This window comes from Halomonas sp. BDJS001 (genome assembly GCF_026104355.1).
Taxonomy (GTDB): domain Bacteria; phylum Pseudomonadota; class Gammaproteobacteria; order Pseudomonadales; family Halomonadaceae; genus Vreelandella.
This window is the reverse complement of the sequence record NZ_CP110535.1, coordinates 1,099,443-1,124,394: the sequence shown is the minus strand read 5'-3', so window position 1 is coordinate 1,124,394 and position 24,952 is coordinate 1,099,443. Positions and strand designations below refer to the sequence as shown.

The following is a 24,952-nucleotide window of genomic DNA, read 5'->3' as shown; positions in this document are numbered from 1 at the left end:
CGCTATACGTTTCGCACTATGCGCCGGTTCACAAGAAACGAGTTCTAAGAGAAACAACAGCCCCCTATGCGCGATTTGTATCAGCGCCTCGCCGTTTCCCCCGAGGCCAACGACCAGGAAATCAGCCAAGCTGTGGCTAGCTGCCAGCACAGCGCGCTACGCCAGGATGCTGAGGCGGTGTTCGCGGTTGCCGAACGCCGGGAAACCTACGATACGTTGCACGACACCGTCAGTGATATTGGCAGGCTACGCGCACGCCTTGGGCTCAGCCACGGCCCCCACTGGCAGGGCGATGTCGCTAACGACTTTTCACTGCCCCCCGACCACGCTATTGCCCGTCACGACGAACTGGTTGACCGCGTTAGCCACGCGGTCTCGCTGTACAACCGCTGGCGCCGTCTGCGCGGCCCATGGCTACTCATCGCCGTGTTCGCCGCCGGGGCTGGCATAGGTATCGCCCTGGGGCTCGCCCTGTGCATGGGCCGTTTGCCGATGTGAGGCTGCCCGGTTAGCCGTCTTATCGTGCTTGCGTGCCTGCTCATCCTGGCGTATCTCGGCTTTTGTCGGACGCGGCGCGGGCTTCGGCGGAGCCGGTTGCTTATGATGCCCGTCGTTTGATTCGCTCTCCTGCCCAGCTTCACCACCGTTCTGTCCGCTCTCCGGCGAGTCTTTTTCCAAAGAGAACGAAGTCCCCGCGGTGGCCTCCATACGGTCTTCGGCGCGCGCTTCCATACTCACGCTGAGACGCGGTACACCCAGGTCAATCTCTTGATCTTCCATACGCTGCTTCAGCAGCAGATTAAACGCCCGTGAAACATCCCACTGCATCTCCGGCGCGGTGCGAAAACGCATACGTAAAATGGGGCAGCCATCTTCAAAACCCTGAACGCCCTGCATCTCCAGAGGCGACCAGATGTAGTGACGCATCATCGGGTCACGGCGCAGTTCCTGGGCGGTCTCCTGCATCAGCGTAATCGCATCGTCGATTTTCATATCAAAGGGAATGCGGATACGCATTAGCGCAATGCCGAACTGGCGCGACATGTTATGAATCGACTCAATGCGGCTGAAGGTGATGATATGCACTATCCCATCCAAATCGCGCAGCCGCACGGTGCGTAGCGTCAGCCCCTCGACCGTACCCATATGGTTATTAATCTGCACGAAGTCATCGACCGCCAGCGAATCCTCAATCAAGATAAAAATACCGGTGATCAAATCCTGCACCAACGTCTGGGCGCCAAAACCAATCGCCAGACCAATCACACCGGCACCGGCTAGCAGCGGTGTGACGTTGACCCCCAAATTCGCCAGCCCAGCGATGAAGGCAATAATCAAAATGGTGACGAAGATGACATTGCGAATCATCGGCGTAATGGTTTGCGCCCGCGCCTGATTGACCCGCCGCCCACGAGAGCGTGCCGACGACGTGAGTGCCCGCTGAATGGCGGTATCGGCAAAGATCCACACTAGCCACGCCAGGAGCACGGTGGCCCCCAGGCTCATCAGCGCTTGGCCAATACGCGCGCTGGCCACGGCCTGCTGGCCTAGCCCAAAGAAGGAACTACCCCACACCTGCATTGAGAGCTCAGCAAACACCATCCACGAACAGATATGCGCCAGCACAAAACCAAAACGCTCCAAACGCTTACGGTACTGGCTCTGGCGGCGGCGGTGTCGGCGCTTGCCCATGCGCTCCGCCTGGCGGCGCAATAAGCCAGTGACCACCAGCGTAAGCACCAACAGGCTGGCGGAAATAATCGAGCGTGCCAGGGCGGTTCCCACATCCCCCACGGTGATAAAGATCGCCAGCAGCGAGCCACTCACCAGTAACAGCGCGGGGATGTGCCAGAGCCCCCCCAAGGAGCGAATCATCTCAACGGCCGTACTGGCATCACGACGCTGCTTGAACGGGCGGTTGCAAATCAAATGGCGCACAGGCCGTTTGAATTTGATAATGAAACGCGCAGCGAACAGCGCCGCCAGCATATTGGAAAGCACCGAAACCAGGCTCGATAGCTCACTGCCCAGCATTTCGACCAAACGAGAGGAGTTAACCGCATCGCCCAACGCAATCAAGGCACCAATCACAAACAGCCCGCGCAACGCACGCTGTTGTAGCAGTTGAACTGCGGTAAACCGGTGGCCCCGGCTAAAGAACGCGATGACCGTTTCAAACACCACCGAGAGCGCCCGCCCGCACAGGCAAATATAGGCCACCACCAGCACCAGCGTTCGCCCAGGGCTATCGGGCAACACTTGACCAATGCCCAGCGTGATGGCAAACGACAACGCCCAAGGCAGCATACGGCGTAAGAAGTGCACTGCCATCAGCCAGCCTTTGGGATCCCGAGGCAGATCCAACGGCCACTCCCGCCGGGTGGCCACCATGCGCCCAAAGGCAATCATGACGACCAGCAGCACCCCCCATATAAAGGCTAGCACGGCCCCCTCTGCCACCGCGCGAATGGCCTCGCCCTGGTCGGCATCATCGTTAAGCGCGCGCAAATCTTCAGCACCTTGCGCCAGTTGGCGCGCCCACTCATCAATGGGAGAGCCCCCCGCCTCAGCTTGGTCACCCAAGTCACTTAAGGTGTCGGCAAGAGCCCCCAGCAGCCCTTGGCGCACCACGCCCTCATCCTCACTGGCAGCGTCAGCAGTGACCTGGAGCTCGCGCAGCGATTTAAGCAACTCGCTGCGCTGCTGCTCATTTTCGAGCAGGGTGATGACGTCATTGAGCGACTGCTGAAACTCTTCGCCGCTGACCTCAGCCGTTTGCTCGTCGGAACCACTGCTCAGACCGGGCAGCGACACCGTTTGCGCCTGGGCCTGAGTGATTGCCATGCTCGTCACTGTCAGGCTTGCTAACACAAACAAGACAACGCCTATTAGCGAGTTGATTAACCAGTGCTGTCGCACGCCTTACTCCTGAAAATTAGCCTGGATGGCGACCTGCGTACTATTTACCACCGCTTCAATTTACTGAACTTAGTCATAAGCTCAGGCCACAAGCTCAGTCTCAACGCGTGACTATGATAGGCTGGAGGCTTAAACGTTCACCTCAAGGATGCTGAGATGACGCTACAAGCTCCACCTAATCGCTTAAATAGCCACGGGAAAATCCGGCAAGTTGGCGTCGAAATTGAATTCGCTGGTCTGCCACCCCGGGACACGGCGATGATCGTACGCGAGCTGTTTGGCGGGGAGCTTAACGTGGTAAGCCCCCATCGGCTACTGGTTGAAGATACCCGTTGGGGCGAATTTGATATCGAGCTAGACACCCAGTACGCGCATCCTGATAAGTCGCTGGTCGATGTCCCGATCGCTGAAGATAGCGAGTGGGCGCGACATCAGCATCAGCGGCGAGTCGAGTTTCACCAAAAAACCCGCGAATTGATCGGTGATATGGTTACCGGCCTGGTACCGACCGAAATTGTTTGCCCACCCATACCCTGGAATGAGCTGGAAGCGTTAGACGCCCTGTTTGAAGCTCTGCGTGAACACGGCGCCAAGGGTACCGATGCCAGCCTGCTGTACGGGTTCGGGTTACACCTAAACCCTGAAGTAGAGCGCTTTGACGTTGACTACTTGCTCGCTATGCTACGCGCTTACCTGCTGCTGGCTGGCTGGCTTCGCGACGAAATTAAAGTCGACATTACCCGTGAGATGCTGCCCCATGCCAATCCATTTCACAAAGCTTATGCGCTAAAAGTATTGGATAGCCGCTACTCGCCTGATCTTGATACGCTGATTGCCGACTACCTGCACCACAATCCAACCCGCAACCGTGAACTGGACATGCTACCGCTATTTGCCTTTCTGCGCCCTGACCATCCTCATGAACTGCTGCATACGCAGCTTATCAAGCCGCGCCCCACCTTTCACTACCGCTTACCCAACGCTCAGCTTTCCCAGCCTGGGTGGGGCTCTGTGATCGAGTGGAATCGTTGGGTGGAAGTTGAGAAACTGGCCGCCAATTCTGAGGTTCTGCTCGCACGCTGCGCTGAGTATATCGCCGACCATAACCGACCGCTGCTTAGCCGCGCAAAAGATAAGCTTGCCCGGTCAACTGCTAAACTGGCTCGCTGGCTTCGCCGCGAGCGCTGATCGTTCGGAAGAGTCCAGCGATATAACGCCGGTTAGCCCCTTTCATTTTCTGTCACAGTGAGTAACGACACACATGACTCGGCCGCTTATCGGAATTACCACCTCTGATCAAAAAAGCCACTTAGCGTGGTGGTTTGATTGGTTTGCCGTTTGGCGGCATGGCGGCAAACCACTACGGCTGTCCCCTTCGCGCCCGAAGCCTGAAAACCTGGACGGCTTAATCATTGGCGGCGGCGACGATATTCAAGCCCACCTCTACGGGGGGGAAGTACAGCTGGATGTTCGCTTAGACCCAGCGCGGGATGAGCTGGAACTCGCCCTACTTGAACGCTTTATCCCACTGCATACACCCGTATTGGGAATTTGCCGTGGGGCACAATTAATCAACGTACACCTTGGCGGCACGCTGGATCCAGATATCTACACCACCCATGAAGGGCTAAAAAGGCGCCGTACCGTACTGCCGCGCAAAACTGTTGATATCGTGGGAGCGAGTAAACTACATCGTTTACTGGGGGTCACCTGGTGCCGGGTTAACAGCCTGCATCATCAAGCCGTTTATCAGGCGGGCAAAGGGATTGAAATCGTTGCACGGGACAGAGATGGTTTGGTGCAAGGGATTGAGTCGCGGGAGCACGACTTCTTGATTGGCGTGCAGTGGCACCCGGAGTGGCTGATTTTCAACCGCCCCCAGCAGCGCTTAATTCGTGCGCTGGTGAGGGCGTCAGAGCGGCATGCTAAGCGCCAGACAAACTAGTTCAGCACCGCCAAGGCAGCCTCGTAGTCAGGCTCGTTCTTTAACTCGCTCACCAGCTCGCTGTGTAGCACGCGGTTATCGGCATCGAGTACCACGACGGCACGAGCGCAAAGGCCTTCCATGGAGTTGTTACACAGCGCCACGCCCCAGGCTTCGCGAAACTCGGGATGGCGGAAAGTAGACAGTGTTTCAACGTTATCCAGCCCTTCTGCGCCACAAAAGCGTTTAGCTGCAAAGGGTAAGTCCGCTGAAACCACCAATACCACGGTGTCGGCAAGGTTAGACGCTAGCTCGTTAAAGTGACGCGTGGACATGGCACAGGTGGGCGTATCCACACTGGGAATGATATTGAGCACCTTGCGCTTGCCTGCATAGGTATCGAGGGTAACGTCTTGCAGCTCGGTATTGGTCAGCGTCATCGCCGGTGCCGCCTGCCCTTTTGCGGGCAGTGTGCCCGCCACATCCAGCGGTTCGCCTGCGCGGGTAATCTGTTGCATTTTCCTCTCCTTATGACGTTAATAATTCATGCGTTCTTACCAACTCGTTCTTACCAACTGAGAAGCCATGGTAGGCTATCTTCACGCCTGAGCGCTGTTCCTGAAAGACCTTTGTTCAACGTTTGCGTTTCATCCTACCGAGGGAGTGATATGGCCTGTGTATTGATTGTTAAAACCGGCGACGCTTTTCCGGAAGTTGTCGACCAGCACGGTGATTTTGAAACGCTATTTGAAAAGCAGCTTAGCACGGCTTTACCGGCACATTTAGATTTACAGGTCTGGGATGCAACCCGCCAACCCAGCGCTCCTGAGCTTAATACACTCGCGGGTATGGTGATTACCGGTTCGCACAGCATGGTCAGCGAGGCCGAGCCCTGGAGCGAGGCACTTAAGCCGTGGCTGCAAGAGGCATTGGAAAAAGACATTCCTATGCTAGGCGTTTGCTATGGCCACCAGTTAATGGCCGCCGCTTTTGGAGGTGTGAGCGACTACCACCCGGCTGGCCGGGAATCGGGCACGCGCACCGTGCGACTTACCCAAGCGGGCCAGCAAGACCCGCTGTTTAGCCAGCTACCGGAAAGCTTTGCCGCCCATCTGACCCATGCCCAATCGGTGATGCAGGTGCCTCACGGCTGCATAGTGCTGGCCCATAACAGCCACGACGCCTACCAGGCGCTGCGCTACGGCCCGCGCCAGTGGAGCGTGCAGTTTCACCCCGAGTTTACGGCGCCAGTGATGCGCGCCTACCTTGAGCGCCAACGCGCGCCCTACGCGACCAAGGCGAAGAGCCCGACGCTCTGCTGGCGAACATTGCGGACTGCCATGATGCCACCAGCCTGCTGCATCGCTTTTTGGCATTCGTATAGCCTCTGACACCCTTAGAATAAGCCGTCTACTTACGCTGATCACGCCGCGAGGCCAGCCTATCCGCCAGCCGTGTTGGCTCAGGCAGTTTGGTGCGCCCTAAGCAGCACATTACCCAGGCCATCGAGGTTTCAAGTGTGATGCGGTGCCCAGGCGATACATAAACGGGCTTCACCTTGGTGCGGGAGCGCAAAACAGCACCAAGGGTCTCTTTCCCCGCGTAAAGCGGCACCCAGTCGCCGCGCTGCTCGCCCACCTCAGCGTGTTGGCCATAGAGGCGTGACTTGGCAATCCCAATGGTGGGCAAATCCAGCCATAGCCCTAAGTGAGCGGCCACCCCTAGCCGGCGTGGGTGGGCAATCCCTTGACCATCGACCATCACCAGCTCGGGTATTACGCTGAGTTTTTCAAACGCACCCAGCGCGGCGGGGATTTCGCGAAACGAAAGCAAACCGGGAATATACGGCATACGGGTGGGCTCGCGGTGCACCACCTGCTCCACCACGCTTAAATCGGGCGCGGTGGCAGGATCCCACTTCAATACCACCACCGCTGCCCGGGTGATTTCGCCACTCTCTTCAAATCCAATATCCACTCCGGCGATATGTGTTATCGGCGCTAAGCGGTCAGCAAGCTCCAATCGCTTCGACAGCTCTGTTTGCAGCGCCCTCGCCTCTTTAGGCGCCAAATTCCATTCGTGTAGTGGTGCTGACATATCATCCTCCGTGATCTAGTGAATGGTGAATAAGGTAGCAAAAAACGCCCCCGCACCTGAAAAGGTACGGGGGCGTTTGAGATTTTCTCAGGCGCCGTTTAACGGCGACTGATCAATCTTTAAGCGCGTTCGCGACGACGAACCGGCGCATCGCCTTCGTCACGACGACGGCGCGGAGCGCGCTCAGCCGGTGCGCTGTCTTCACTGATTTCCAGCGGGCGACCGGCCACACGGGCACGGGCCATCTTGGTCAGAATCGTTGCGGGCAAGCCACTCGGCAGCTCGACCACAGAGAAAGCATTGCGAATATCGATACGACCGATACGTGCGCCTTCAATGCCGCCTTCGTTAGCGAGAGCACCGACCAGTTGGCCAGGTTTGACACCATCTTTATGGCCAACCGATACGCGGTAGCGCGTCATGCCTTCAGACGGCGCACCAGTGCGTTCGCGACGTGCCCCCGGCTTACCGCCAGACGCACCATCACGCGAGGGCTTCTCTTTGCGCGGTGGCTGTAGGCGACCAATCGGTGCTTCGTCAGCACGCGCCATAGCGGCAAACGCACAGGTCAGCTCGATCGGATCATGGCCCTCTTCGATGAGACGCTCGATCAGAGCACGCTGCTCTTCAGCGCCCTTCGTTAAGGAAGCAATAACACGCTGGTAGAAGACGTCATCGCGATGGGCACGGATAGCGGCTTCGTCGGGTAGCGGCATTTCAGTCATTTTCTGACCGGTTGCCTGCTCCATCCAGCCCACTTTGCGGCCTTCACGGAAGCCAGCAAAGGTAATTGCGATGCCACTGCGGCCTGCACGACCAGTACGGCCGATACGGTGCGTGTAAGCTTCCGCATCCTGAGGCAGATCGTAGTTGATAACGTGAGTAATACGCGACACGTCAAGACCACGCGCTGCTACGTCAGTGGCGATCAGCACGTCGACTTTGCCACGCTTCAAGCGCGTAATAGTACGCTCGCGCAGGCTCTGGTCGAGGTCGCCGGACAAGCCAGCGGCGTTAACGCCACGGGCAGTTAGCTGCTCAACCAAGGTGGTACAAGCCGCACGGGTGCGCACAAAAACGATGGCCCCATCGACAGGCTCAACTTCGAGAATACGCGACAGGGCTTCCAGCTTAGCGCCACCGTCGACGCGCACAATGCGCTGTTCGATGTTTTCGCCGGTCGTGGTGCTAGACTCAATGGCGACTTTTACCGGGTTAACCAGGTAGCGGTTAACGATGCGCTCAATTTCAGTGGGCAGTGTCGCTGAGAAGAACACACGCTGGGCATCTTTCGGGGTATCGGCGACCACGCGTTTTACGTCGTCGATAAAGCCCATGCGCAACATTTCATCAGCTTCGTCCAGCACCAGGGCGGAGAGGCCATCAAGCTTCAAACTGCCGCGATCCAGGTGATCGATAATCCGGCCTGGGGTACCCACAACCACTTGCGCGCCTCGCTTAAGGGCGCCCAGCTGTTCACGGTACTCTTGGCCGCCACATAGGGTCGCAACTTCGAGCCCTTTGAGGTTTTGGCCATACTTACTAAACGAGGCAGCTACTTGCTGAGCAAGCTCGCGGGTTGGTGCCATTACCAACACTTGCGGTTCGCGGCGAGTTAGTTCTAAACGTGACAGTAACGGCAGTGCAAACGCTGCGGTTTTGCCGGTACCCGTCTGGGCCTGGCCCAACATATCGCGGCCTTCAAGCAGCGCAGGGATGGTTTGCGCCTGAATCGGCGAGGGAACGAGGTAGCCCTGTGATTCAACAGCAGACAGAACGGCAGGCAAAAGAGCTAGATCGCCGAAGCTCGGCGAGGCGACAGAAGTCGAGGTCATTAATCACACCTTGGTAGGCCGGCAAGTACCGGCAAAAAACATCATAAGCGTCTCTGACTCTGTCATCGTACAACGCCATAAAGTGTGGTCATTGTCGATAACAGGCACCGCCGTAGCGGTCAAAGCCATCAATGGAGTCGGAGACGCCGGTCGCACCTAGCATCCGGTTGGCAAACACCGCGTCAGCGGGCCAACCGCTGTGGCGACCTTCTGCGCCGATTTCACCCGTGTGGCAAAATACTGGAGGCGCGCCATCTACACAGCAATGAACATCTAGCAATTGGCGAGATGTTCCCGCAAGCGACACTACAAATAACTATTAACATCTACTCATTAACAATTATGCAGTTTAACGCTTACCGTCGTGATGGAGGGGTCAACACATGCGAGGAGGGCGCATCCTAACATCGCATTTCGCTTCTGACCAGCACTTTTAACTTACACCACATTGAAACAAGGGCTTGCACTCATGCACATATGGTCTAACCTGAGAAATGCCTAATCAAGTTCACTATTCTCAAGGAGCGATGCAATGAACTGGGATCAAATCGAAGGCAAATGGAAAGAGATGAAGGGTAAAGCACGTTCTAGCTGGGGCGAGCTTACCGACGATGAACTGGATCAGATTGGCGGTAAGAAAGATCAGCTGGTAGGCAAGCTTCAACAGAAGTACGGCCTTGAGCGCGAAGAAGCAGAGCGCCAAGCCGACGACTGGGCTGATAAGCAGTAGTGTTTTGACTGCTCCTTCTATAACACTCTATTCCTGTTTTAAGTCTGTCGGTTGGCTAGTACAAGCCGATAAGTGACTTAACATTTTTCGTAGCCACATGGAGAGATGCTATGCGTAAGACAATTCTGTCAACAGTGATCGGTACTGTCCTAATGGGGGGCTTTGCCATGAGCGCTCATGCCCAAAACGAGCCACAGGGCATGTACTCTGCCGATGACATCCTCGATGCAGAAGTCTATTTTGCCGGCGGTTCTGGTGAAGAGATTGGCGATGTTGATGACATTCTGTTTGATGAAGAGATGCGGATTACCGCGATTGTGATCGAAAGCGGATCTGTATTGGGTCTAGGTGGTCGTGAAATTGTCGTGGATACTGATTACTTTACCCTTGAAACTGAGACAGAAGGCGACGGTGACACTGAACACCGCATCATGGTCGAAGCCAGCCAGGAAGAGGTCGAAGCCTTCCCTGCTTATGACAATGATTGGTGGGAGCAAACCAAGGCTAATGCCCGCGACGCTTGGCAAACCACTCAGGAAGGGGCTGAAAGCGCTTGGCAGCGTACCCGTGAAGCGGTAAACGCCGACGAATAAAGCAGCCAAGCCAGTTAGATATGCTGGCGTTTCGAGCAGATCAAGTGCTGGAAAACCAGCAAGCAAAAGGGCCGCCCGATGGGGCGGCTCTTTTTGGTGGAAACGACCTGACGCTAGGTACGCCGACTATTGATGTCGCCTCCGCTCGCTTTACGCCGTACGCCTTTGCCTGTCAAACGCTCCCGGTCATGGGGCCGCTGAAAATCGAGCAGTGGGCCAGCGGGTACAATGCGTGTCGGATTAATCGTGTCGTGGCTGTAATAGTAGTGGCGTTTGATGTGATCCATATTGACCGTCTCGGCCACCCCCGGCCATTGGTAGATTTCTCTTACGTAATTAGAAAGGTTGGGGTAGTCCTCAATGCGCTTAAAATTGCATTTGAAATGACCGTGGTAAACCGCATCAAATCGGATCAGCGTCGTAAACAGGCGAATATCCGCCTCGGTCAGCCACTCCCCCGCCAAATAGCGCTTATCGGCCAGGCGCGCTTCCATACGCTCAAGGGCGTCAAACAATGCCTTCACGTGCTTCTCATAAACCGCCTGCTCGGTGGCAAAACCTGATTTATAAACGCCGTTATTGATGTGGTCGTAGACATCGGCGTTGACGTCATCAATGACACCACGCAGATCTTCTGGGTAAAAATCCAAGTCGTTGCCGGTCAATTCATCAAACGCACGGTTAAAAATACGTAGCAAGTCTGCCGACTCATTATTAACGATCGCGCTGCGCTGTTTGTCCCATAGCACGGGCACGGTGACACGGCCGGTATAGTGTGGATCCGTCATGGTGTAGAGCTGGTGATGGTAGTCTACACCGTTAATGGGGTCGCCACTGGCACCTTCTTCCTGGTGATACGTCCAGCCTTGGTCGAGCATCAGGGGACTAACATGGGAAGTGCCAATCAACGGCTCCAGCCCTTTCAGCTTACGCATAATCAGTGTGCGATGCGCCCAGGGACAGGCTAGCGAGACATATAAATGATAACGATCTTTTTCCGCCGGGTAGCATTCACCGTCAGTCTCCGGCTGATCACCCACCCAGTCACGAAGTTGGGCGGATTCGCGTACAAACTCGCCGCCGTGTTTTTTGGTGTCATACCACTGGTCTTGCCATTCTCCGTTTACAAGTAGTCCCATGGGGCGTCTCCTGAAAAGTCGTTTGGGGTTTTTAGTTATTACGTCACTGTTTTCAGCATACGCCCGCTTCAAGGAGGCTCAAGCGGATGTTTTACGGTCTTTCATTCGAGTCAGTCGAATCATGCAGCGCGCACTCGCTCACCACGGCTTGCTTCAATGCGGCAGCCATCGCATGAGCCGCAGGCCCGGCCCGATCCCGGTCGCGGAAAATCAGTTGAACCGGCACTTCGCGAATCCCCCCCGCGGGCAGTGGCAGAGGCTTTAACTGGCCGCTTTTTAACTCTTCAGCAATGCGTGTTTCAGGCATCCAGGCAAAGCCCAGACCACGCCTTAGCATATCCAGTGAGGTGTTTAGGTGGCTGACGGTCCAGCGCTGCTCCGCCTTCAACCAGCCAGAGTTGGTTGATTGGCGCAGTGCTGAATCACGCACTACTAACTGTCGATGCTGGGCCAGATCGCGCAGATCCAACGAGCGGCCCAATTGATGTAGCGCGTGTTGGGGGTGCGCCACCGCCACAAAACGCACCGTGACCAACGGCTCCCCCAAAAAGCCCTGGGCCTCAATCCCGGAGACCACCAGGTCTGCGCGGCCGTCGTAGAGCATTTCAATGCCACCATTGAGCACACTCTCGTGTAATTGAACGCGCACCTGGGGGTACGTTTCAGAAAAGCGCTCCAACGCTTTAGCTTGAGCGGCAGCAGGAAATACCTGATCGATTGCTACGACCACTTCTGCCTCTAAACCCGCGGCTAGCCGGGTGGCGACATCCTCAAGTGAAGCCGCGCTCTCAATCAATTGGCGCGCACGCCTAAGCAGCAACTCTCCCGCTTCGGTTAACCGTACCTGGCGGCCGATAGGTTCGAGCACTTGCACGCCTAGTTGCTCTTCTAGTTTATGCACCGCATGGTTCAGTGTGGAGGGGCTTTTATGTACCGCCTCTGCCGCACGCGCAAACCCACCATGGTCAACCACGGCGGCCAACATTTGCCATTGTGAAAGTGTTACCCGGGACATTTCGATTTCCTCAACGCAATACAGCGAAACAATGCGCTTAATGTTCGAAAAAACTTGTATTCAAAAACATGACTAGAATGCCAGGAAACAGCCAATACTTCCGCCCATGCTTATAAAATGCTTGTGAATGGTCGCGAGAGCGACGGACAAACAAGCCCTCAACGCCTAGCCAACCACCCAATACTCGACATGGGTTACATCTAAGCTTTTAAAAACACCGTTTTCGTCTATAGTTAACTCAGGTGAATTAGTTAGCAGGCTCTACTGGTTACATTTGTTAGCAAACAGTGTTTATTAATAGCTATCTCTATCTATAATTACTCTTTCTGTATTTAATTACGCTTTATGTATAGATATACAGTCTATGCACCTCTGCCTTCATGGGGTATGGTTTCCGGGTTTATTCACTTTATAGTTACTTTTAATCACGAACTCGGCGGTCCATTTACTCATGTTGCGAATCCTCCATTCGCTGCCTCGCACGCATAAATTATTACTGTTACCCGTGGCCACAATGGTCACCGTGCTGGGCACACAAAAATTATTAACGACATACCAAGATTTAAATCAACCGCACACCCCGCTTGAAAGCGTGCTGGTTCCGCTTCCAAGCGACTCTACACCGGGCGTACCTTCCCTGCGTCAAGAACGCACCCCGGTGGCAGAAGCGATCGACCGCGCCTCTCGTGCCCTCGACGCAACCCGCGAAAACATCCCCCTCAGCGAACTAACAGCCACCGAAATCGTTGATCTTGACATGATTGCCAGCGCAGAAGCCGACATAGCAGACCAACCTGCTTTGGGCAGCGATGTCGCGGTACTGAACACCGCCGTACTGGAAAGCGCCGGTCTTGATGATGGCGCGCTGCATATGGCCATTGTACTGGGCACACTAGCCAGTGGCATGCTCGATGTAGATGACTCCTCCGTTGAAATAGCCGATGCCACCTCTTACGAGGATTACGGGGTGGAGCTATTTGACGATATATCGTTCCTGGATTTAGAGCTGGCAGCGGAAGAGCCGTTTGTGCCTCAATGGGAAACACATATTGTTGAATCTGGCGAAACTTTCGCCGTCCTGGCGCAAAATGAACTAGGCCTGGGCTACAGCGAAGTGATGGCGCTGCTTGAAGACCTACCCGATCAGCGCATGTTAACCAATTGGCGCGCCGGGCACAGCTTTGATTATCAGTTGGATGAAGATGGGCGTTTGTTGTCACTGCGAATGATGAAAAACACCCGCGATGGCATACTGTTGGAAAAGGATGCCGATCGCTACGCCATCACCACTATTGAACGCCAGGGTGAACCCGTTCAGCGCCTCTATGCGGGTAGCGTTAGCGGTAGTTTTGCACGCTCCGCCCAGGCGACAGGTTTGAACAGCAGCTCGGTAACAGAACTGACCAAGCTGCTCGAAAAGAAACTCGATTTTCGGCGAGACAGCCGCCGCGGTGATCGCTTCCAGGTACTGGTCGAGTCAGACATGATCGACGGTGAAACGTTAGATTCCCGTGTATTGGCGGTTCATTACAACGGCGAACGCATGGACTTAACCGTTGTGCGTAATGCCAGCGACGATAACTTTTATACACCTGAGGGTGGCAGCCTGGATCCGGCCTTTGCGCGCCATCCGTTTGAAGGCAATTACCGCTTGAGCTCCGGTTTCAATCCACGCCGCAAGCATCCGGTGACTGGCCGCATCAGCCCCCATAACGGCACCGATTTTGCTATGCCGATTGGCACGCCGGTAACGGCTCCTGCTAACGGTGTCGTTGAGCGGGTGAGTAACCATCACGCCGCAGGACGCTATATCGTCGTCCGTCACGACAATGGCTACCGAACGCGTTACCTGCACCTCTCCCGGCCGCTGGTGACGCAAGGTGAGCGTGTAACAATGGGCGAGCGTATCGCTCTGTCAGGCAATACAGGCCGCAGCACCGGCCCTCACCTGCACTACGAAGTCATCGTCAACAACTCGCCGGTCAATGCAATGACGGTTCCCCTGCCTGAAAACACCAGCTTGAGTGGCGACACGCTTATTGCGTTCCAGAGCCAGGCAGCGCCCATATTGGCGGCACTGGAAAGCGGCGAAACAGGCACGGTTAGCGTGGCTAATTATCAGAGCGAAAGTGACGACTAACCATCCGGCAGATGACATTGATGCTGACATGCAAAACACCGCCTCTCGGCGGTGTTTTGCATTGGCTTGTGTAAATACTTAGACAGGACGACGCAATGCGGCCAGTAGCGTTGCATCACGGCGGTAGATATCAGGCCTAAACTCCACCTCACCCTCGGCATTCGGCCACGCGGTTAAATAGTGCAGCGCAATGGGAATACGCTGGGTTAAGTTCACATTGCGATCACTTCCCCCATTTAACAGCGAACTCATTTGGTAGCGACTACCGGTGTCTTGCAGCAGCATTTGCGCCAGTTCAGCCACCCCTTCAACTCGAATGCAGCCTGAACTGAGTGCCCGCTGATCACGCTGGAATAAGCCGCGCGCGGGGGTATCGTGCAAATAGATCATGTCATCGTTGGGAAACCGCACCACCACGCGACCTAGCGGGTTACCCGTGCCGGCCACTTGGCGCAGCATAACGCCGCCGGGGTGCTGCCAATCGACCTCATCTGCAACCAGCGGCTCGCCCATGGGGCTAATCACCTGGATATTTTTACGCGCCAGATAGTCAATATCAGCACGCACCTGGGGCAACACATCTTCGCGCATAATCGTCGGCGGGATTGTCCAGGAGGGGTTAATGGTCAAATGGCTGATCGTGGAGTGGATGATCGGCGTCTCGCGACGCGGCGTACCGACCACCACTCGGGCATCCCAGTGCTGACCATTTGGGCGCACGTAGTGCATCCTGTAGCCTGCAATATCAACCCACACCCGCGGCTCAGCAGACTGCATCGGACTGATCCACCGCGCGCGCTCTAAATTGACCCGCAGTTGATCAATGCGTGATGCCACTGAGGTGTTCAACGCCAGGCGGGTTTGTTCGCCCACCACACCATCTTCCTGCAGCAGGTGGCGGCGCTGGAAACGCCTTACAGCAGCTTCCAGGGGCGCATCATAGGTGCGCCGGTTAGACGCCGTCTGCACCCCAATCATGGGATAAGCACGGCTGTCAGCCACTTGTAAATCAGCTTCACCCCACAGCGCTAACCGTTGACGCAACACGCTCACATCGTCGTCTTCGTCCCCTGGCCGAAGCGATTCATCCCGTGCGGCCAAGTAGGGCACACTGCCCAAGTTCACCAGCTGATAATGCTGCTTCAAGGCATCTCGCAACTGCTGATATTCAGGTGATGAGGGCCGAGCCAGGGCGATAGCGTTATCAATGACGCGATCATCGACAGCATGCACAACGCGCAACAGCGAGTAGCCACGCTCAGGGCGTGGTGTGTCCCACTGGGGCTCTATCTCACGAGGGTTCACTTTGCCCCGCTCTAAATGATCCAGCGCCAGCAACAGCGACCGGGTCGCTTTAATATCAAACGTCGCCTGTGCGGCTTCACCCTCCGCCTGACTGCGCTGAAACTCATCCAACAGCGTATCAGCGTGATAATCATCAGGTGTTAGACCGTCGGCTTCCAGGCTGTTAAGTGCTGCTACCAATGATTCAACCGCCCTGGCTGTCTGCCAAGCGGGCTGACCATCGCGGAGTTGGTAAAACTCTGTAATGGGTAATCGGTACGCGTCCATCTTGCTTAACTGCTGAGTCAGCGCCTGCTGTAACGGCACTGAATCCGCATACGCCTGACTAGTACCTAAAGGGCTGTGGGTAAGCGTGAGACATAGAGCGACCCCTATCGCCCATTGTCTTAGTGGCTGTATATCGTTCATCGCCCTCTCCTTGCGTTACTATAGTCTTCCACATCGCCGAACCTGTTCTTTTATCTTAGTCGGCTAATTTTCATAATGACTGATATTGCTTGTAGGATCGACTTTTATGGCTCTTCGTTTAAATGTTGCCACGTTAATATTTTCCCTACCTTTTACATTATTTACATTACCGCTACACGCTGCCAGTTTCTTTGCCCAAGTTGATTCAACGCCCCCCCGGGGCGTACTGGCTTTAAACCACCAACTGCAGCAGCTCGCCCCCCAGGCGTCCCCCGATGCACTGCGTTTAGCCGCTCAAGCGCTTAACTGTGCCGAGCCCAATGCCGAGCGCCTGGCGGTGATCGATTACTCGTTGCCATCTACCGAGCCGCGACTATGGGTGTTTGATTTACGCCAGCACAAGCTGCTCTTTGAAGAGCTGGTCTCCCACGGCCAGGGGTCGGGCGACGCCCAGGCCGAGACATTTTCCAATATCCCTGATAGCCACCAATCCAGCATTGGCCTATTTCGTACCATGAACAGTTATTATGGCCGCAACGGCTATTCCCTGCGCTTGGAAGGGCTGGAACCTAACGTCAACGACTTGGCGTATGAACGCGCTATTGTCATCCATGGCGCGGACTATGTGAGCGATGCGTTCATCACCCAAACGGGGCGGCTCGGGCGCAGTCATGGCTGCCCGGCCGTGCGTGAAGACGTAACTTACCCGCTGATCAATAGCCTCAAAGAGGATCAGTATGTGTTCGCTTATTATCCCGATGCAGAGTGGCTGGCCACCTCTGCGTTTCTCGGCTGCACGGCCGCCGCCGCACAGCTTGCCCGGCGCTAATATCGAGGCTTTTGGTAAAGGAGAGCGTTAACAACCTCAGTCTTAGAGATAATTGATAGCTCAATTTCATCATTTACGGTCGCTAAATCAGGCGTACGCGGGAACCCTCTGCAATACTTCGTGACAAATCAACACAAAATGTTGCTATCTGCCGTAGGTGTCTCTGCCATGTTCACCTTTATGCACCCGTATCAAAAAATTCGCCGCCTGGAACAGGAAGTTGCCGAGCTACGCACTCAGCTTGATGCTGCTACCCCCTCCCCCAGCTGCCGATTGCTAAACCTGATGAAACCAGCGCAATCCATCAGCATGCTGCAGGCGAGAGGCGCAGATATGCTGACTTCTCTTAATAATGGCCTTCAGGAGTTCGCTGACCAGCTTGCCGGCGAGCGCGCCACCCTAACCGAAACAGCCCATTTAATTGTCGCCGCCGAGCAGGCGGTCGATACCCTTGATCAGCATTGTCTCGACACCGAGCATGCCGAAGCCTTACCCCCGTTAGTGCTGGCCAAGACGTTACATGCCCTAAGCCAACTGCAGGTTTCCCTCGCCCGCAATGCAGGCCACGCCCAAGCATTAGCAGTGAGCGCGGCGCTGGAAACGGCCCATAGCCAGGGTCTAATGGGCAGCGCTGACTCGGCTAGCCAGGCGTCACCAGGGTTGGCAGCCATTGCGGATGACATGCACCATCTCGCGCTGACTATGCACCGCTTAAGTCACCAGCTCAGCCAACTGATGGAGCAGGTTAATAGCCAGGTAAGAGAGCACTCACAGGCTGTGGTGAAAAAGCGCTTGGCTGACGATGAGATTGCCCGCTCGGCGCAAACAGCCAAGCAGGCAGTGCATCAACTTGCTGACCAATCCCAGCATATGCACAAGGTGATTCATCACAGCGCCACCGCGGCGTTTTTACACTCTGCGAAGCTTGATCATGCGGTGTGGAAATGCCGTCTTTATAAGCAGCTTCTCTCTGCCAACACAGACACGCCCTTAGAGGATCACCACCAGTGCCGTTTGGGCCGCTGGTATCAACAGGGAGAGGGCCACCAACGCTACGCTCGCACCGACGCTTATAGGGCACTGGCGGCACCCCACCGCCGCATGCACGACAGTGGTGCTGAAGCGCTAAAGTTTGCCCGTCTGGGCGACCGCAATGGTCAACTGGCTGCCTTGGGCGTAATGGAAGAAGCCAGCCAGCAGCTCGCCCTTCAACTGGATAACCTTATGGAACACGCCATATTTGAAGCACCCTACTCAACCAACCACCGTTCACCGCTTGCAGGGGCGCCTTAAAGAACCGCTGTGCGCTAAATAGCCTTTCGTCTTATCTGGCCGCCTATGCCATGCTGGTTTCACTGGAACCAATTTCCTCACCAGCAGCAATGGGAAAAGCATATGGCAAAGGTCAAAAAGTTAGACCTCGCGTTACAAGGCGGCGGCGCCCATGGGGCCTATACCTGGGGTGTTATTGATCGGCTACTGGCGGATGAGCGTATTGAAATCGAGGGTATCAGCGGCACCAGCGCGGGGGCGATGAACGGCGTGGTGATGGCCGATGCGCTGACGCGTGGCGATAAAGAGACCGCACGGCAAGCACTGCACGATTTTTGGCAAGCGGTGAGTCGAGCAGGCATGGCCAGCCCCATCCGCCGCTCCCCCCTGGATATATTGACCGGCAACTGGAGCCTGGATCACTCACCGGGTTTTATTGCGATGGATTTGTTAAGCCGAGTGGCCTCCCCCTATCAACTCAACCCGCTCAACATCAATCCGCTGCGCGATATCGTGACTGATCACATTGATTTCGAGCGGGTGCGCCAATGTCAGCAGCTTAAGCTATTTGTCGCGGCAACTAATGTACGCACAGGTAAACAGCGGGTGTTTCGCCGTGAGGAGATGAGCGTTGATGCGGTGATGGCCTCCGCTTGCTTACCCTTTATGTTTCAAGCAGTGGAGATCGACGGCGAAGCGTATTGGGATGGCGGCTACATGGGTAATCCAGCGCTGTTTCCACTTATGGAGGAGTGCAGCGCACGGGATATTCTGCTGATACAAATCAACCCCATCAGCCGCAATGAAGTGCCTACCTCGGCGTCAGCCATTATGAACCGCCTCAACGAGATCACCTTTAACTCAGCTCTGATTAAAGAGATCCGCATGATTGCGCTGCTTAAGCATGCCCTTGATGAGCAAGGCATTGAAAACTGCTATCAACAGGCGTTGTTTCACCGCATCAGCGGCGAGCAGGCGCTTGAGGGACTCTCCGTCTCGAGTAAATCCAATTCCGAATGGCCATTTCTATGCCATTTATTCGAACAGGGCCAAGCTGCCGCTGAACGTTGGTTAAGCGAACACTTCGATGCGATTGGCAGCCACTCCACCCTTGATATTGATGCCGTCTATTTACATGAATAATGGCTGCACGTTCAGTCCGCCCAATTGCCCCCTTTTTTAGCACCAAGATGCCGCAAAATGCGCGCTGCATGCCCAATCATGCAGCACAAGCTTGCCTATTCATCCTTCACACACATGGGGTAAATTCTTTAAGAATTTGATTTTTTTGAAATAAGTTTTCAACTGGCAAGCTACCTGCATAACTCCTACCAGTGGTGGTAGGCGTGGACCAGGCCCAACTGGGTACGAGTGCGTCGAGCCTGACCTTCAACGATGAAGGCATGTTCTCGTCAATTGTTTACGTAACGCGCCAACTCGTCTGCGTTGCGTAGCGATCAACTCGTTTTATGCCCCGTGAGGCCATCCCATGGACATACGCAACAAAGCCAACCGCATTCGGTTATTCAACTTCTCGACCCCTCAGATGCGCGCTTTCCACTTCTCATGGTTCGCATTTCATATCTGCTTTTTTGGCTGGTTCGGCATCGCCCCTCTTATGGCGATCGTTCGTGAAGACCTTTCGCTGACACAAACACAAATCGGCAATACGATTATCGCTTCGGTGGCAATCACCGTGATAGTACGCCTTGCCATTGGCGTACTGTGTGACCGGATCGGCCCGCGCAAAACCTATACCGGGCTACTGCTATTGGGCGCAATCCCAGTAATGGGCATTGGCTTGGCCGATAGCTTTGAAACCTTTTTATTAGCGCGCTTGGCTATTGGAGCCATCGGTGCCTCTTTCGTGATTACCCAGTACCACACTTCAATGATGTTCGCGCCCAATGTGGTTGGTACCGCTAACGCTACCAGCGCGGGCTGGGGCAACCTGGGTGGTGGCACCACACAAATTCTAATGCCGCTGATCTTCTCTGGCATGCTGATGCTGGGCGTAAATGAGGCCTTTGGCTGGCGCCTGGCGATGATGGTGCCTGGCGTAGTGATGTTCTTGACCGGTATTGGTTACTGGTTCTTCACTCAGGATGCCCCCAATGGTAATTTCAGCGAACTGCGCGCTCGGGGTGAACTGCCCGAAGCTTCCGGCGAAAACGGTGCCGCGCAAAGTTTTTTAGCCGCCGCCAAGGATATCCGTGTCTGGGCACTGTTCGTTGTCTACGGCCTCTGCTTTGGCGTGGAGCTGACAATCAACAATATTGCCGCCATCTACTTCTTCGATAAGTTTGATCTCACCCTGGCTACCGCGGGCATGATCGCTGGCTTGTTCGGGTTAATGAATATTTTCGCACGTACCCTTGGAGGGGTTTTCTCGGATCTTTTCGCCAAGCAAGGGGGCCTGAAAGGGCGCGTTCGCTGGCTGTTTATTGCCTTGGTTTGCGAAGGTATTGCGTTGGTGGCGTTCTCACAGATGCACGTCTTGAGCCTGGCGATTGGCATCATGCTCGTGTTCAGCCTGTTTGTGCAAATGGCGGAAGGCGCCACCTACGGTGTTGTACCGTTTATTAACAAAAAAGCCTTGGGGGCCGTCGCAGGGATTGTCGGCGCAGGCGGTAACGTTGGCGCGGTAGGCGCAGCCTTTTTGTTCCGCAGCGAAAGCCTGAGCTATCAACAAGGACTGTTCTATTTAGGCCTCACAGTACTGGTGCTGGCCTCCTGTGTGCTACTGGTGCGCTTTAGTGATGCCACTGAGGCAGAAGAGGCCAAAGCCTACCGCGATGCGATTGGTGATGATGTTGGCGCAGGCGCCCTGTCGTTGCGTTAAACGCTTTCCAGTACACTCGAGTACACTCCCATCTAGCTATTTAGCGGTATGGGAGTGTTTTCATTTAGGCGGCAAGCTACCAAGGAAATCTCTATGTCTTCAGCGCAGCAACTGCTCTTAACCGCCATCCGTTGCGATATCGACAACCTTACCCACCTTGCCACCACTGCAGATATTGTCGGCGACATTAGCCGCTTTATCCATATGCTCCAGCGTGAACGTGGCGCATCGACGATTTACCTGGTTTCCCAGGGGCAGCGCTTCAAGACCCGCCGCGACACCTACCGACAGCACAGTCAGCAGGCCGAAACATTAATGCGCCAACGGCTGGAAGCGCTCAGCGAGGAGGCTCGCCCTCAGGCCGCTGCGCGCTTACTACGCCGAATTGCCGCCGTGTGGTATGCGCTAGACGAGCTGGGTGCACTTCGCCAGGCTATCGATACCTTTGCGATCACGCCCGACGCAGCGACCCAGGCGTTTAACCAGTTAACCAGTGGGCTGCTGGCCATTGTATTTGAGGCCGCGGACACCTCTATCGACCCCGATATCACCCGTACGCTGGTGGCCATTTTCCACTTGATGCAGGGCAAAGAGCTGGCGGGCCAAGAGCGCGCCTGTGGTGCCTTTGGCTTTACCCATGGCCACTTCGACGAGCCCCACCGGGCGCTGCTAAACCAGCTAATGAAGGATCAGCAGCGCTGTTTTGACACCTTTGTAGAGTTTGCGACCCCCGAAGCGCAGCAGGCATGGCAAAAAGAGCTTTCACCGCGCACGCTGTCGGGTATTTGCCATCTTCGCGATATCGCCTGCCAGCGCTTGTCGGCAACGCAATCCCCACCCAAAGATACGCCTGATAAGCTGGGGGAAACCTGGTACGAACTCACCACCCTGCGTATCGACTCAATGAAAATGGTGGAAGATGCGCTGATCTCACAGCTGAGCGTGCTTTGCCACCGCAAAATTTCCCAGGCCGAGGATGCGCTAGAGAAAGCTAAAACGCAGACGTGTACTTATGCCCCTGCGCCGTGCGAACAGCTGCTGGCGCTTAATGATGGGCAACCATTAGGCGACCTGACCGCCAACGCCCTCACCTCTCCACTAGGGCGTTCGCTGATCGAACTCACCCAGGCCCAGGCTAGCCGCTTACAGGGACTGAGCGATGAGCTCGAAAATACCCGCAAAGCACTGCGTGAACGCAAATTGATTGAACGCGCCAAGGGCCTGATCATGGCGCACCAGGAGATGAGCGAAGAGGAGGCCTACCGCTTTCTGCGTAAAACCTCGATGGATCAAAGCAAAAGCATGGCGGATATGGCCCAAGCGATTCTCGATCTCTCCGCGATGCTGAAACGTAAGGATGCAAATACATAATGCCGCCGTTAATGGCCACTTAGCAGCACTGCCGCCAGCAGTTTAAGCCGATATTTGCAGGATGCCGTCACCTTAGCCATGCTAAAAGCTTACTTGATTTATCAGGCAAGGAGTGCAACCCATGCAAAACGGCGTGCTATTAATTACCGGCGCATCCAGCGGCATTGGCGCAGCCACCGCCCGAGCAGCCGCGCGTGAGGGCTATAAACTGGTATTGGCCGCCCGCTCTAGCGACAAGCTCATCGCACTGGCCCAAGAGTTGGGGCCGGAAAATGTGCTGGCATGTGAGCTGGACGTGACCAACATGGAGCAGCAACAAGCCATGGTTGAGCAGGCGCTGGAAACCTTTGGACGCCTGGACGGCGTGTTTGCCAATGCTGGCCGTGGTGGCTCGCCCGGCGGCTTTAGTGAAGCTGATCACAGCGAGTGGCGGGAGATGATTCTCACCAATATCTATGGCGTGGGACTCACTATTCAAGCCTGCTTGCCCGCCCTTAAACGCAGCAAAGGCCATGTATTGCTGACTAGCTCAGCCGCAGGCCGCACGACGATACCAGGCTCCATGTATAGCGCGACCAAATGGGCGGTCACCGGCATTGGCTATAACCTGCGTGAAGAGCTCCGTGGTACTGGTATGCGCGTAACGCTGATTGAACCGGGAATGGTCGACACGCCCTTTTTTGATGAACCGCCGACCTATGCCTTAGACGATCGCGATATCGCCAATGCGGTAATTTACGCGCTTGCCCAGCCTGCCCATGTCGATGTGAATGAAATTCTTATCCGTCCCACTCCGCCTTTAAATGAGGAGTGAGGAGCCAACGAGCCTGTATATCCGCCACATGGATAGTCGGCACCTTGCAATTCATCTGCACTGGCCGCATAACGTGTAATTACCAAGCGCGCTAAGTAATTTTTCACTCTACGCGCCCACGAATTAATTTGCAGGTGACCCATGAGCCAACTCGCTTCCACGGCACTTTCCGTCCTCGATCTGGCCCCCATCCGCCAGGGCGGCAGTGCCGCAGAGACCTTTCGTGATAGTGTTGCCCTAGCACAATTAACCGAGCAACTCGGCTATACCCGCTACTGGCTAGCCGAGCACCACAATATTGCCGGGATCGCCAGCGCCGCCACCGCGGTGTTGATTGGACATATTGCTGGGCAAACGTCCACTATTCGCGTAGGCAGCGGTGGCATCATGCTGCCTAACCATCCTCCCCTGGTGATCGCCGAGCAGTTTGGCACCCTGGAAACCCTCTACCCTGGCCGTATTGACCTGGGCTTAGGCCGTGCCCCAGGCTCGGATGGCGCCACCATGCAGGCCATGCGCCGCAACGCCCACGCGGGTGTCGACGACTTTCCGCAATTGCTGAATGAACTGCGCAGCTATTTAGCCGATGCGGAGCCCCAACAGCGTGTCAAAGCGGTGCCTGGCCAAGGCACCCATGTGCCTATTTGGTTGCTGGGTTCCAGCGGCTACAGCGCGCAGCTGGCCGCCAAACTGGGTTTGCCCTTCGCGTTTGCGGCACAGTTCGCGCCGGGCTACCTGTTTGAAGCGCTGCGCCTGTACCGTGATAACTTCCGTCCCTCGGAACACCTGGGTAAGCCCCATGCCATGGTCGGCCTTCCCGTGATGGCGGCAGAGAGCGATGCAATGGCTAACTACCTGGCCACGACTGCTCAGCAGAAGTTTTTAAACCTTATTCGCGGCAAGCCCACTCAGTCGCAGCCGCCGGTGGAGCAGCTCGATTGGTCGCCGGTGGAGCAAGCCCAGGTTAGCCAGTTTTTAGGGGCGGCTATTATTGGTGGGCCAGAGACGGTTAAAGCAGAACTTGAGGAGTTCCAAGCGCGTACGGGTGCCGATGAACTGATGATTAATAGCGATTTTTACAATCACGCTGACCGTCTGCGTAGCTACAAGATTGTGGCTGAGGTCGCTCGGTAGGCGCTTCGCTGTAGAGGATACTGATGACCACACTGGCTTTTTCTCCGATGACGGACGGCGATTTTGCTGTTTTCTGGCCAACCTTTCACGCCATTGTGGCAGCGCAAGAGACTTATGCGATTGACCCAGATATCGGCTTTGACGCTGCCCGGCAGTTATGGTGTAAAACGCCGAACGCCAGCGTGGTTGCCAAAGATAAAAATGGCCAAGTGTTGGGTGCCTACTACTTAAAAGCCAACGCGGCAGGCCCCGGTGACCATATATGTAACTGTGGCTATATGGTGACCCCTGCCGCACGGGGCAAAGGCGTAGCGCGTGCCATGTGCGAGCACTCTCAACAACAAGCACGGGAACTGGGGTTTCTCGCCATGCAGTACAACGCCGTGGTGGCTACCAATGAAGTGGCCGTCGCGTTATGGCAGAAACTTGGCTTTCGCATTGTGGGTACCGTTCCTAACGCTTACCGCCACGCACGCCTTGGTTTTGTCGATACGTATGTGATGTATAAGACGCTTTAACAGCAATCCATTTAGCAAAGAACTTTGAAACTAGTTAAGAAAACATTTAATTATACGACTTTATCGT

General features: G+C 55.5%; 23 protein-coding genes. 15 read left to right on the top strand and 8 right to left on the bottom strand.

Translation table 11 applies throughout. From position 1 onward, the window contains the following. Positions 1 to 66: 66 nt before the first annotated feature. Complete coding sequence (locus OM794_RS05150; RefSeq protein ID WP_226248266.1) at positions 67 to 498, top strand: hypothetical protein; 432 nt, start codon at positions 67 to 69, stop codon at positions 496 to 498. Here the strand turns inward: OM794_RS05150 and OM794_RS05145 are convergent. After that, positions 415 to 2,919, bottom strand: a complete 2,505-nt coding sequence (locus OM794_RS05145) for a mechanosensitive ion channel family protein (protein WP_226248265.1) — start codon at positions 2,917 to 2,919, stop codon at positions 415 to 417. The genes OM794_RS05150 and OM794_RS05145 overlap by 84 nt on opposite strands. Before the next feature lie 156 nt (positions 2,920 to 3,075). Here OM794_RS05145 and OM794_RS05140 point away from each other — a divergent pair, with 156 nt between their 5' ends. Together OM794_RS05140 and OM794_RS05135 are read left to right on the top strand one after the other, a co-directional pair. Further along, positions 3,076 to 4,107, top strand: a complete 1,032-nt coding sequence (locus OM794_RS05140) for an amidoligase family protein (RefSeq protein ID WP_226248263.1) — start codon at positions 3,076 to 3,078, stop codon at positions 4,105 to 4,107. 73 nt (positions 4,108 to 4,180) lie between these two features. Then, positions 4,181 to 4,864, top strand: coding sequence for a gamma-glutamyl-gamma-aminobutyrate hydrolase family protein (locus tag OM794_RS05135; RefSeq protein WP_226248261.1), 684 nt, complete (start codon positions 4,181 to 4,183; stop codon positions 4,862 to 4,864). Here the strand turns inward: OM794_RS05135 and tpx are convergent. Next, positions 4,861 to 5,361: a thiol peroxidase gene (gene tpx, locus OM794_RS05130; protein ID WP_226248259.1), complete on the bottom strand. Its 501-nt coding sequence runs from the start codon at positions 5,359 to 5,361 to the stop codon at positions 4,861 to 4,863. The two genes, OM794_RS05135 and tpx, sit on opposite strands and share 4 nt — an antisense overlap. Before the next feature lie 150 nt (positions 5,362 to 5,511). Here tpx and OM794_RS05125 point away from each other — a divergent pair, with 150 nt between their 5' ends. Beyond that, positions 5,512 to 6,234, top strand: a complete 723-nt coding sequence (locus tag OM794_RS05125; RefSeq protein ID WP_320442900.1) for a glutamine amidotransferase — start codon at positions 5,512 to 5,514, stop codon at positions 6,232 to 6,234. Between the two features lie 19 nt (positions 6,235 to 6,253). On the opposite strand, the gene nfi is transcribed toward OM794_RS05125, so the two are convergent. The 3 genes from nfi to OM794_RS05110 all read right to left on the bottom strand — a co-directional run bounded on the left by nfi (position 6,254) and on the right by OM794_RS05110 (position 9,055). Continuing rightward, positions 6,254 to 6,940, bottom strand: a complete 687-nt coding sequence (gene nfi / locus OM794_RS05120; RefSeq protein WP_226248254.1) for a deoxyribonuclease V — start codon at positions 6,938 to 6,940, stop codon at positions 6,254 to 6,256. A 119-nt stretch (positions 6,941 to 7,059) separates the two neighbouring features. Continuing rightward, on the bottom strand, positions 7,060 to 8,775 hold the full coding sequence (locus OM794_RS05115) for a DEAD/DEAH box helicase (protein WP_226248252.1): 1,716 nt from the start codon (positions 8,773 to 8,775) through the stop codon (positions 7,060 to 7,062). 88 nt (positions 8,776 to 8,863) lie between these two features. Further along, positions 8,864 to 9,055, bottom strand: a complete 192-nt coding sequence (locus OM794_RS05110) for a hypothetical protein (RefSeq protein WP_226248250.1) — start codon at positions 9,053 to 9,055, stop codon at positions 8,864 to 8,866. Positions 9,056 to 9,307: 252 nt separating this feature from the next. Here OM794_RS05110 and OM794_RS05105 point away from each other — a divergent pair, with 252 nt between their 5' ends. Together OM794_RS05105 and OM794_RS05100 are read left to right on the top strand one after the other, a co-directional pair. Next, on the top strand, positions 9,308 to 9,505 hold the full coding sequence (locus tag OM794_RS05105; RefSeq protein WP_027959898.1) for a CsbD family protein: 198 nt from the start codon (positions 9,308 to 9,310) through the stop codon (positions 9,503 to 9,505). Between the two features lie 110 nt (positions 9,506 to 9,615). Beyond that, positions 9,616 to 10,098, top strand: a complete 483-nt coding sequence (locus tag OM794_RS05100; protein WP_226248247.1) for a PRC-barrel domain-containing protein — start codon at positions 9,616 to 9,618, stop codon at positions 10,096 to 10,098. A 113-nt stretch (positions 10,099 to 10,211) separates the two neighbouring features. Here the strand turns inward: OM794_RS05100 and OM794_RS05095 are convergent, their stop codons facing one another. Together OM794_RS05095 and OM794_RS05090 are read right to left on the bottom strand one after the other, a co-directional pair. Continuing rightward, positions 10,212 to 11,237, bottom strand: a complete 1,026-nt coding sequence (locus tag OM794_RS05095; RefSeq protein WP_226248244.1) for a glutathione S-transferase family protein — start codon at positions 11,235 to 11,237, stop codon at positions 10,212 to 10,214. Positions 11,238 to 11,328: 91 nt separating this feature from the next. Further along, complete coding sequence (locus tag OM794_RS05090) at positions 11,329 to 12,252, bottom strand: LysR family transcriptional regulator (protein ID WP_226248242.1); 924 nt, start codon at positions 12,250 to 12,252, stop codon at positions 11,329 to 11,331. A gap of 451 nt (positions 12,253 to 12,703) precedes the next feature. Between OM794_RS05090 and OM794_RS05085 the strand changes: the two genes are divergently transcribed. Next, a complete protein-coding gene (locus OM794_RS05085; protein WP_226248239.1) occupies positions 12,704 to 14,392 on the top strand; it encodes a peptidoglycan DD-metalloendopeptidase family protein in 1,689 nt (562 codons plus the stop codon). Positions 14,393 to 14,470: 78 nt separating this feature from the next. Here OM794_RS05085 and OM794_RS05080 read toward each other — a convergent pair whose 3' ends face one another. Further along, positions 14,471 to 16,105: a L,D-transpeptidase family protein gene (locus OM794_RS05080; RefSeq protein ID WP_226248237.1), complete on the bottom strand. Its 1,635-nt coding sequence runs from the start codon at positions 16,103 to 16,105 to the stop codon at positions 14,471 to 14,473. A 106-nt stretch (positions 16,106 to 16,211) separates the two neighbouring features. Here OM794_RS05080 and OM794_RS05075 point away from each other — a divergent pair, with 106 nt between their 5' ends. From OM794_RS05075 to OM794_RS05040, 8 genes are all read left to right on the top strand, one after another. Next, entirely contained in the window at positions 16,212 to 16,934 is a 723-nt protein-coding gene (locus tag OM794_RS05075) for a murein L,D-transpeptidase catalytic domain family protein (protein ID WP_226248235.1), read from the top strand. Positions 16,935 to 17,102: 168 nt separating this feature from the next. Then, complete coding sequence (locus OM794_RS05070) at positions 17,103 to 18,227, top strand: CZB domain-containing protein (protein WP_226248232.1); 1,125 nt, start codon at positions 17,103 to 17,105, stop codon at positions 18,225 to 18,227. A gap of 102 nt (positions 18,228 to 18,329) precedes the next feature. Beyond that, entirely contained in the window at positions 18,330 to 19,349 is a 1,020-nt protein-coding gene (locus OM794_RS05065; RefSeq protein ID WP_226248229.1) for a patatin-like phospholipase family protein, read from the top strand. 346 nt (positions 19,350 to 19,695) lie between these two features. After that, positions 19,696 to 21,048: a NarK family nitrate/nitrite MFS transporter gene (locus OM794_RS05060; RefSeq protein ID WP_226248227.1), complete on the top strand. Its 1,353-nt coding sequence runs from the start codon at positions 19,696 to 19,698 to the stop codon at positions 21,046 to 21,048. 93 nt (positions 21,049 to 21,141) lie between these two features. Then, entirely contained in the window at positions 21,142 to 22,419 is a 1,278-nt protein-coding gene (locus OM794_RS05055) for a nitrate regulatory protein (RefSeq protein WP_226248225.1), read from the top strand. 121 nt (positions 22,420 to 22,540) lie between these two features. Next, positions 22,541 to 23,233, top strand: a complete 693-nt coding sequence (locus tag OM794_RS05050; RefSeq protein ID WP_226248222.1) for an SDR family oxidoreductase — start codon at positions 22,541 to 22,543, stop codon at positions 23,231 to 23,233. 141 nt (positions 23,234 to 23,374) lie between these two features. After that, positions 23,375 to 24,367, top strand: a complete 993-nt coding sequence (locus OM794_RS05045; RefSeq protein ID WP_226248220.1) for an LLM class flavin-dependent oxidoreductase — start codon at positions 23,375 to 23,377, stop codon at positions 24,365 to 24,367. A 23-nt stretch (positions 24,368 to 24,390) separates the two neighbouring features. Beyond that, positions 24,391 to 24,885: a GNAT family N-acetyltransferase gene (locus OM794_RS05040; protein ID WP_226248218.1), complete on the top strand. Its 495-nt coding sequence runs from the start codon at positions 24,391 to 24,393 to the stop codon at positions 24,883 to 24,885. The last annotated feature ends 67 nt before the right edge of the window (positions 24,886 to 24,952 follow it).

Excerpts from the sequence above, each read along its gene's own strand:
- OM794_RS05045 (WP_226248220.1), top strand. The coding sequence starts at position 23,375 with ATGAGCCAACTCGCTTCCACGGCACTTTCCGTCCTCGATCTGGCCCCC.
- nfi (WP_226248254.1), bottom strand. The coding sequence starts at position 6,940 with ATGTCAGCACCACTACACGAATGGAATTTGGCGCCTAAAGAGGCGAGG.
- OM794_RS05055 (WP_226248225.1), top strand. The coding sequence starts at position 21,142 with ATGTCTTCAGCGCAGCAACTGCTCTTAACCGCCATCCGTTGCGATATC.
- OM794_RS05140 (WP_226248263.1), top strand. The coding sequence starts at position 3,076 with ATGACGCTACAAGCTCCACCTAATCGCTTAAATAGCCACGGGAAAATC.
- OM794_RS05080 (WP_226248237.1), bottom strand. The coding sequence starts at position 16,105 with ATGAACGATATACAGCCACTAAGACAATGGGCGATAGGGGTCGCTCTA.
- OM794_RS05075 (WP_226248235.1), top strand. The coding sequence starts at position 16,212 with ATGGCTCTTCGTTTAAATGTTGCCACGTTAATATTTTCCCTACCTTTT.
- OM794_RS05070 (WP_226248232.1), top strand. The coding sequence starts at position 17,103 with ATGTTCACCTTTATGCACCCGTATCAAAAAATTCGCCGCCTGGAACAG.
- OM794_RS05115 (WP_226248252.1), bottom strand. The coding sequence starts at position 8,775 with ATGACCTCGACTTCTGTCGCCTCGCCGAGCTTCGGCGATCTAGCTCTT.
- tpx (WP_226248259.1), bottom strand. The coding sequence starts at position 5,361 with ATGCAACAGATTACCCGCGCAGGCGAACCGCTGGATGTGGCGGGCACA.
- OM794_RS05050 (WP_226248222.1), top strand. The coding sequence starts at position 22,541 with ATGCAAAACGGCGTGCTATTAATTACCGGCGCATCCAGCGGCATTGGC.
- OM794_RS05085 (WP_226248239.1), top strand. The coding sequence starts at position 12,704 with ATGTTGCGAATCCTCCATTCGCTGCCTCGCACGCATAAATTATTACTG.
- OM794_RS05040 (WP_226248218.1), top strand. The coding sequence starts at position 24,391 with ATGACCACACTGGCTTTTTCTCCGATGACGGACGGCGATTTTGCTGTT.
- OM794_RS05100 (WP_226248247.1), top strand. The coding sequence starts at position 9,616 with ATGCGTAAGACAATTCTGTCAACAGTGATCGGTACTGTCCTAATGGGG.
- OM794_RS05150 (WP_226248266.1), top strand. The coding sequence starts at position 67 with ATGCGCGATTTGTATCAGCGCCTCGCCGTTTCCCCCGAGGCCAACGAC.
- OM794_RS05095 (WP_226248244.1), bottom strand. The coding sequence starts at position 11,237 with ATGGGACTACTTGTAAACGGAGAATGGCAAGACCAGTGGTATGACACC.
- OM794_RS05135 (WP_226248261.1), top strand. The coding sequence starts at position 4,181 with ATGACTCGGCCGCTTATCGGAATTACCACCTCTGATCAAAAAAGCCAC.
- OM794_RS05090 (WP_226248242.1), bottom strand. The coding sequence starts at position 12,252 with ATGTCCCGGGTAACACTTTCACAATGGCAAATGTTGGCCGCCGTGGTT.
- OM794_RS05105 (WP_027959898.1), top strand. The coding sequence starts at position 9,308 with ATGAACTGGGATCAAATCGAAGGCAAATGGAAAGAGATGAAGGGTAAA.
- OM794_RS05060 (WP_226248227.1), top strand. The coding sequence starts at position 19,696 with ATGGACATACGCAACAAAGCCAACCGCATTCGGTTATTCAACTTCTCG.
- OM794_RS05065 (WP_226248229.1), top strand. The coding sequence starts at position 18,330 with ATGGCAAAGGTCAAAAAGTTAGACCTCGCGTTACAAGGCGGCGGCGCC.
- OM794_RS05125 (WP_320442900.1), top strand. The coding sequence starts at position 5,512 with ATGGCCTGTGTATTGATTGTTAAAACCGGCGACGCTTTTCCGGAAGTT.